This window comes from Streptomyces sp. NPDC021356, from assembly GCF_040641015.1.
Taxonomy (GTDB): Bacteria; Actinomycetota; Actinomycetes; order Streptomycetales; family Streptomycetaceae; genus Streptomyces.
On the sequence record NZ_JBFACU010000086.1, the window covers coordinates 1 to 7,719 of the forward strand.

6 protein-coding genes and 1 pseudogene are annotated in these 7,719 nt (G+C 69.7%); all 7 read left to right on the forward strand.

The window, feature by feature from the left end; genetic code table 11:
• Window positions 1-781: pseudogene (locus tag AB0G56_RS41795) on the forward strand (IS30 family transposase); the annotation flags it as partial.
• Window positions 782-866: 85 nt separating this feature from the next.
• Window positions 867-1,127 carry an integrase core domain-containing protein gene (locus AB0G56_RS41800; protein ID WP_360981497.1) on the forward strand — a complete coding sequence of 87 codons (261 nt, stop codon included), beginning with the start codon at window positions 867-869 and terminating at the stop codon, window positions 1,125-1,127.
• A gap of 33 nt (window positions 1,128-1,160) precedes the next feature.
• Entirely contained in the window at window positions 1,161-2,105 is a 945-nt protein-coding gene (locus AB0G56_RS41805) for a hypothetical protein (protein WP_360981485.1), read from the forward strand.
• Complete coding sequence (locus AB0G56_RS41810) at window positions 1,997-2,728, forward strand: PfkB family carbohydrate kinase (RefSeq protein ID WP_360981499.1); 732 nt, start codon at window positions 1,997-1,999, stop codon at window positions 2,726-2,728. The genes AB0G56_RS41805 and AB0G56_RS41810 overlap by 109 nt, the downstream gene beginning before the upstream one ends.
• 155 nt (window positions 2,729-2,883) lie before the next feature.
• Window positions 2,884-5,124 (forward strand): hypothetical protein, encoded by a 2,241-nt coding sequence (locus AB0G56_RS41815; protein ID WP_360981488.1) that lies wholly within the window; start codon window positions 2,884-2,886, stop codon window positions 5,122-5,124.
• Complete coding sequence (locus tag AB0G56_RS41820; protein ID WP_360981491.1) at window positions 5,121-6,377, forward strand: S53 family peptidase; 1,257 nt, start codon at window positions 5,121-5,123, stop codon at window positions 6,375-6,377. The genes AB0G56_RS41815 and AB0G56_RS41820 overlap by 4 nt, the downstream gene beginning before the upstream one ends.
• 383 nt (window positions 6,378-6,760) lie before the next feature.
• Entirely contained in the window at window positions 6,761-7,369 is a 609-nt protein-coding gene (locus tag AB0G56_RS41825; protein ID WP_360981494.1) for an RNA polymerase sigma factor, read from the forward strand.
• The last annotated feature ends 350 nt before the right edge of the window (window positions 7,370-7,719 follow it).

Sequence of the window (7,719 nt, forward strand, 5' to 3'; positions counted from 1 at the left end):
CGACGGCATGGAGCCCGGAGCAGATCTCGCACCGGCTCCAGGTCGACTTCCCCGATGATGAGTCCATGCGCATCAGCCACGAAGCGATCTACCAGACGCTGTTCATCGAAGGCCGTGGAGCGCTCAAGCGTGAGCTCGTTGCCTGCCTGCGCACCGGCAGAGCCCTGCGGGTGCCTCGTGCCCGGTCCAAGCGGGAGGCGTGGGCTTACGTCACGCCCGAGGTGCTGATCAGCGAACGGCCGGCCGAAGCCGACGACCGCGCCGTACCGGGACACGGGGAGGGCGACCTCCTGATCGGACTTGAGCGATCGGCGATTGGCACGCTGGTCGAGCGCACGACCCGCTACACGGTGCTTGTCCACCTGCCCCGCCAGGACGGCTACGGCGTCGTCCCCCCACCAAGAACGGTCCGCCGCTGGCCGGTTACGGCGCGGTGACGATGAAAGATGCCCTTGCGGCGACGATCGGCACCCTGCCCGGGCAACTATGGCGATCGCTGACCTGGGACCGGGGAAAGGAGTTGTCGGCGCACCCCCAGTTCACGATCGAGACCGGAGTCCCGGTCTACTTCGCCGATCCGCACAGCCCCTGGCAGCGCGGCACCAGCGAGAACACGAACGGCCTCCTGCGCCAATACTTCCCGAAGGGAACCGACCTTTCTCGATGGGCGGCGGAGGACATCGAGGCGGTCGCAGCCACGCTCAACAGTCGCCCCCGCAAGAGCCTCGGTTGGAAGACACCCGCCGAAGCCCTCAACGACCATCTACTATCGATCAAATAAGCCGGTGTTGCATCCACTGGTTGAACCTGGGGAATAGGAATACACGTCTGCGTCGTTCCGGCAGCTGTGCGGCAGATGGGGCGTGGTGCAGTCCATGGGGCGCGTTGGATCGGCGCTGGACAACGCTGCCGCGGAGTCGTTCCACTCGGTCCTCAAGGTCGAGTACGTACACCGGCACACCTTCGCCACCCGCGCCGAGGCACGGCTGAAGACCGCGACGTGGATCGCGGACTTCTACAACACGACACGCCGTCACAGCGCGGCCGGCGGGAAACCGCCCACCGAGTTCGAACGGATCATCCACGAAGCGCGAGCCCGGACCGATCCGGAAGGCCGAGCCGCATAACCAACGTCTCTACGCAGCCAGGGGATTGACAGCGTGCAGGAGAGAGCCGAGTGCACTGCCTGCGGCAATGTCCGACGCGTCAGCTTCCGCGACCGCAAGGGCCTGCCCCGCTGCAAGATGTGTCCCGACAACGACGACCGTGATTCTGCCGCGGTCGTCCACGAACTGATCACCGCGATCGCCCCTGGTGCCGACGGCGATGCGGTCGCCGAGGCCCTCCGCCGGTCGGCACCCCACCGTCCTCACTATCGCCAGAGAGTGGTCTGGGCCCTGGAGGAAAACCCTCGCCTGCTGACAGGGGAGGGACACCTGGTGCCACATCGCGCCATCCTGCGGTTCATCGACCTGCTGCACGAGGCCGGGGTCGCTGGGATCGTCCGGCCCGCCTGCCCTCGCTGCCACCGGGTCGTCCGCATCGACAAGCCACTCGACGGGCAGCGCGTCTGCCGCAACTACATCGCCAAGTCCCGCATCGAAGAATGCGGACGCTGCGGCGCACGGCGCGAACCGGCCACCCGCGACGCCGACGGGCGACCACTGTGTCCGAGCTGCCTGGTCAAGGACCCGGCGAACCTGGAGACCTGCATCGTCTGCGGCGAGACACGCATGGTCAGCAACCACACCGCCGACAGGCCGATCTGCCCGAACTGCCGTCCCCTGCCCATCCTGCTCTGTTCGATCTGCGGTCGCACCGCACCCTGCACGCTCTCCAAGCTCACCGGCCTGCCCCGCTGCGGCGGCTGTGACAGGCGCCAAGCTCACTGCACCGTCTGCGGACAAATGCGCGGTATCCACTCCGGCACCGCCGATGCCCCCGTCTGTGGCCCCTGCACCACACCGGACGCCGAACTCTGGCGCCCCTGTCCCACCTGCGGGGTGCGGCCGTCACCGTCCTCCAGCAGGAGGTCCCGGACGAGGCCAACCACGCCGCGGCCCGGCTCGCGGGCGGCACGGTGCTGTACAACCCGGCGCCCGTGACGCAGGGTTCGACCCCGCCGCCCCATGTCGATCTGTTGGTGCCCAACCGCACCGAACTGGCCGCGCTCACCGGGTCGGACGTCCCCCGCACCACGGACGAGGTCGTCGCCGCCGCCCGGAGGCTGCGCGGCGCGGGCGCGGTCGCCGTCACCCTCGGCGGCGACGGTGTGCTGCTGCTGGAGGGCGCCGCGCACCTGCACGTACCCGCCTTCCGCGTGCAGCCGAAGGACACCACCGCGGCGGGAGACTGCTTCTGCGGCGCGCTCGCGGTCGGACTCTCGGAGGGCCGGTCACTTGAGGAGGCGGCCCGCTGGGCCTCGGTCGCCGCGGCTCTGAGCACCACGCGCGCGGGAGCCCAGTCGTCCCTCGCGACGCGGGACGAGGTCGTGGGAGTTCCTCAGCCGGCAGGGGTGACCCGCCCGCACGACCCAGCCCGTTCCGCCCGGCCGTACCGCCCGCACGACCCGGCCCGCTTCGCGTGGCGCGGGCGGGTGGCCCGTTCCGCCTGGCGCGGGGCCCGCCCGACCCGTCCGCCGTGCGGCGGGAAACGCCAACAGCCCCTCCACCGTTACGCATTGGTGATCATCCGGCCCAAGGCCGATCACATGAAACGACGACGCTGAGCGCATTCGCCCTCGGCGCGGCCCGCATGGGCAGACAGCCGGTCGCGCCGGGGCATTCCGAATCCCGCGACGAACCATGGCGACCCATGACGAGCCGTCATAGGCCGCCAGGGGCCGTCATGCACCGTCACGGGCCGTAGAAGTGCGGAGAACGCATGCTGCTCAAGCGACTACTCACCCTGGCCTCAGCTGTAGCCGTGGTCGCCGTGGCCGGTACGGCATCGGCGGTCACGGCCGAGGCCGGCACCATCGGGTCCACCGGCACCAGCGGGTCCACCGGCACCACCGAGTCCCGTACCACCAACACCGGTACCACCAAAACCGTTCCCACCGAGACCAGTACGACCGCGCCCGCCGCCCTCACCCTGGTCACCGGTGACCGGGTCATGGTGACGTCGGTCAAGGGCAGGATCACCTACACGCCGGTCGGTGGGAGCCGCGACGCCGGCTTCCGCGAGATACGCCGGCCCGACGGCGACGTGGAGGTGATCCCCGCGACGGCCGTGCCCTTCCTCGGGCATGGCCTCGACATGTCGCTGTTCGACGTCTCGGCACTGCGCGCGTACAGCGACACCGGCCGGATTCCGGTTCGCCTCTCCTTTGCGGCGGGCCAGAAGCCCATCGCACCTGCGGGCGTCACCCTGACATCGGTCAGCGGCAACACCGCGGTCGGCTACCTGACTTCGAAGTCGGCCACGGCGTTCGGCACGGCGCTGCGGCAGCGCAACGCGACGGACGCGACCGGCCCGCTGCCGCGTGGACTGATCAGCATGACGCTGGCCGGTGCGTCGGCACAGGTGCCGACGTCGGCGCGGTACGCGTTGAGCCCCGTGCAGCTGAACATCACCGACCTGACCGGCGCCCCCGCCTCGAACGCGCTCGTCACCCTCGTCAACACCGACTCCTTCGACCGGCTATGGGCCGACCAGGTGCCCCTCTCCGACGGCGTCGCTCGCATCCAGGCACCCGCAGGCCACTACATGCTGATCACCTCGTTCCAGGACGAGGACGCCGCCGGGAACACCACCGCGACCAGGCAGGTCGTGATGGACGACCTGACGGTGCCGTCCGGCACGGGCGGCGTGACCGCGTTCAACGTCAGCGAGGCCACCGCGTCCGATCGGATCACCGTGGGGACCCCGAGGCCGGCCACCCAGAACTCGCTGTCCGACGAGGTGCTGCGCACCGACGCGACCGGCGCCACCATGACGTTCTCCGCCGATGTCAGCGGAACGACTCCGCTCTACGTCAACGCGGTTGACACGCCCGCCACCGGCACTCTGTCCAACATGGTGGTGTGGAGCGGCTCCGCCACGGACTACGGGTACGACCTGGCGTTCGTGTCGAAGGACAAGGTGCCGGCGAACGAGTCCTACCAGGCGAAGCCCGCCCAACTGGCCACTGTGCGCAACCGGTTGTACAAGTCTCCCGGATACTCTTCGGCAAGCGGGAACATGACGGCCGTACTGACCGATCCGGGGTTCGGCCCCTCCCTCACCTTCAGGCCGGCGACGTTCGGCACGGTGCTCACCGACTACGTCCTCTCCACCGGGGAAGGCACCTGGTCGGAGGAGATGACCACGCCCGACCACGTCACCTTCACGAGTCCGGCCGACCAGTACGTCGCAGGGCGCGCCTACACCGAGGACTGGGGCAAGGGGCCGGTCGCCCCGACCTCGACCGCCGTGTGGAACGGCCGGGCCTGTGCGATGTGCACCGCCGGCGGAACGCTGAACATCGGTCTGGAGTCTCTCGGTGACAGCGGGCCGGGGCACTCGGGTGTCCTCCTGTTCGGCATGCCGGCCTCGTACCACCTCACCGCGTACCGCGACGGCACCCAAATAGGCGAGACCACCTCTACTCCGCCGCTGACGATCACCGGGCAGCCGCTGACCCCGGCCACCTACCGCGCGGTCGCGGACCTGGACGTGGGCGGTTCGAGCCTCGGCACCACGAGCCACACCGATCTCACGATGAAGTACACGCCCGACGCCCCGAGCGCCGGCGCGTCCGACTGCGACGGCGGGTCGGGGACCGTGCCCTGCCAGGTGCTTCCGATGCTGGGCGCGCACTACGACCTGGCCGGTCTTGACCTGTCGGACACCAGCACGACGCCCCGGCAGCAGCTGCACTTGACGGTCGATCACCTGGTCGTGAACGGTGCCGGCTCCGACAGCCCGGTCACCGCGGCGACCGTGGACGTCTCGTACGACGGGGGAAAGACCTGGCAGCAGGCGAGGCTCACAGGGGCGGCCGGCGACTACGTCGCGTCCTGGCCCAACTCCCCCGTCCACAGCGGTGTTCTGCCGGCGATCCGGGCCACCGCCGCCGACGCCGCCGGTAACACGCTGAGCCAGACCGTCACCAACGCCTACCGCATCGGGAGCGCCCAGTGAGAAGACTTCTCCGCGTCGGCACTGGGCTGGGGGCCATCCTGGCCGCGACGCTCGCCACCGCCGTACCCGCCACCGCCACGCCTGCCTCCGCCACGCCCGCCACCGCCACGACGCGGATGGCAGGGGCCGCCCCCGGTCCGCAGGCATCAGCGGGGCTGTCAGCGGTGCATGACGTGTGTCCGACAGCCGCGCCCGGCCATGCCCGGTGCTACGCGCAGATACGCACCGACCCGGGCGGCGTTCGCGGTGTGCGAAGCGCCGACGCGCTGCCCGCGGGTTACGGCCCGGCCGATCTGCGCGCCGCCTACGACCTGCCGGACACGGGCGGCGCGGGACAGACGGTCGCCGTGGTCGATGCCGGTGACGACGCCACCGCGGAAGCCGATCTCGCCGTCTACCGCACGACCTACGGCCTCCCCGCCTGCACGACCGCGAACGGCTGCTTCAGCAAGGTGAACCAGGATGGCGCAGCCGGCCCGCTGCCCGAAGACATGGGCTGGGAAGGCGAGACCGCGCTCGACCTGGCCATGGTCTCCGCCGCGTGCCCGCAGTGCCACATCCTCCTGGTGGAGAGCGACGACACCGAGTTCGCCGACTTCGCCGCCGCGGAGAACACCGCGGCCCGGCTCGGCGCGACCGAGATCTCCAACAGCTATGGCGACACGGAATCGGGCTCCTTGGTGAAGTACGCCTCGGCCTACTCCCACCCGGGCGTGGCGATCACCGTCGCCAGCGGTGACAGCGGCTACGGCCTGCCGAGCTTCCCCGCCGATCTGGACTCCGTGGTCTCCGTCGGCGGCACGACGCTGAAGCGGGCCGACAACGCGCGCGGCTGGAACGAGACGGTGTGGAACTCGCAGAAGGGAGGCGCGGGCAGCGGGTGTTCGGCATGGGTCGACAAGCCGGCCTGGCAGCACGACGCGAACTGCCCCGGCCGTATGGTCGCGGACGTCGCCGCGGTCGCCGACCCGGACACCGGTGTCGCCATCTACGACAGCCTGGACGGTTGGAGCGTGGGAAGCGGCACCAGCGCCTCGGCCCCCCTTGTCGCCGGAATCATCGGGCTGGCCGGCCATCCCGAACACTTTCCCGACGCGTCTTACCTCTACGCGCACTCCGCCGGCCTGAACGATGTCGTCGGTGGGAGCAACGTGCTCGTGACCGACTGCGGCGGCGACTACCAGTGCACCGGCCAACCGGGCTACGACGGCCCCACGGGGCTCGGCACACCTGCCGGTCTGTCGGCATTCTGACCGTGCTTCGCGTCGAGTGACGCACCGCGTGTGCGGCGGGCCACCGGCCCGCCGCACACGTACCGGCGCGGTGCAACTCGTATGGCACCGGCCGGTCAGCGCTGGAAGAACGGCCAGACGATGAGCAACACCATCAGCGCCCCGAAGAACACCCACTTGGTCACCGAGTTCCGCGAGCCACCCCCGCCGGAGCCGTCACCGCCCGGGGTGTACATGCCGGGGTTTCCTCCGGAGTGGTGGTGGAACCCACCGCCGCCGTGGGGGCCGCCGCCACCGCCGCCGTGGTGGCCGCCGCCACCTCCGCCCCTCCGCGAAATCCTAGATCATCCCACAATGTGACACACATCACGGGAACCCCTGCTGTCGCTTGGACAAGGCTTGACGTGAACTACTCATTGCACACCCGGATACGGGCGGGTGACCGCGAGGCGTTCCGCGAGCTCTTCCGTGACCACGCCCAGCTGGTTTACCGGCACGCGGTTCGTGTGACCGGGGACTGGACCGTCGCCGAGGACATCGTCTCGCTGACCTTCCTGGAGGCGTGGCGGCTACGCGCCAAGCTGCGGGACGAGGGCGACAGCCCGCGCCCGTGGCTGATGGGTATCGCCGTGAATGTACTGCGCAACTCCACCCGCGCTGCGCGCCGCCACCGGCAGGCCTTGGGACGCCTGCCCGCCGAGGAAACCGTCCCAGACTTCGCCGACGAACTCGTCGGCCGCATAGCCGACGGCGACCAACTGGCCGCCGCACGAAGGGCGCTGAAAAAACTGAATCGCAGTGAGCGCGAGGTCTTCACTCTCTGCGTGTGGTCCGGACTCGGTTACGCGGAGGCGGCGGCCGTGCCCGACGTCCCGGTCGGCACCGTGCGCTCCCGCCTGTCCCGCGCCCGTAAACGGCTGGCGAAGCTGGCCGAGGAAGAACTGAAAAAAACACAGGGAACCGTTGCCGGGCAACGGACAAGTACAGGGCAGCCGGCGGTTCGCACCTGCTGAGCGGCGACAAGAACCCGCACGTCGGTCCGTCTCGCTGGAAGGCCGCGCGTGCGGGTTCCCTCCTAGCTTCATCCAGGATCCGGGGAACCTGCGCGGGGGCCTTGACCCGGGATCTTGCACACGGGTGAAGTTCCCCCGTGATCGTGGACAGCGGATGGTTACGCTGCGGGGGCGAGGTCTTGTGCTGTCAGGGCCCTGGTTTCGATCGGGGTGACGATCCGTAGACGGGATGCTTCCGCAGGCGGGTGCGGCTGCACTCGACCTCGATGAAGCGAAAGACATCGGCGCGAGCCGCCTCGCGGGATGCCCAGATCGTGGTACCGATCTCCGCTTTCAACAGCCCGAAAAAG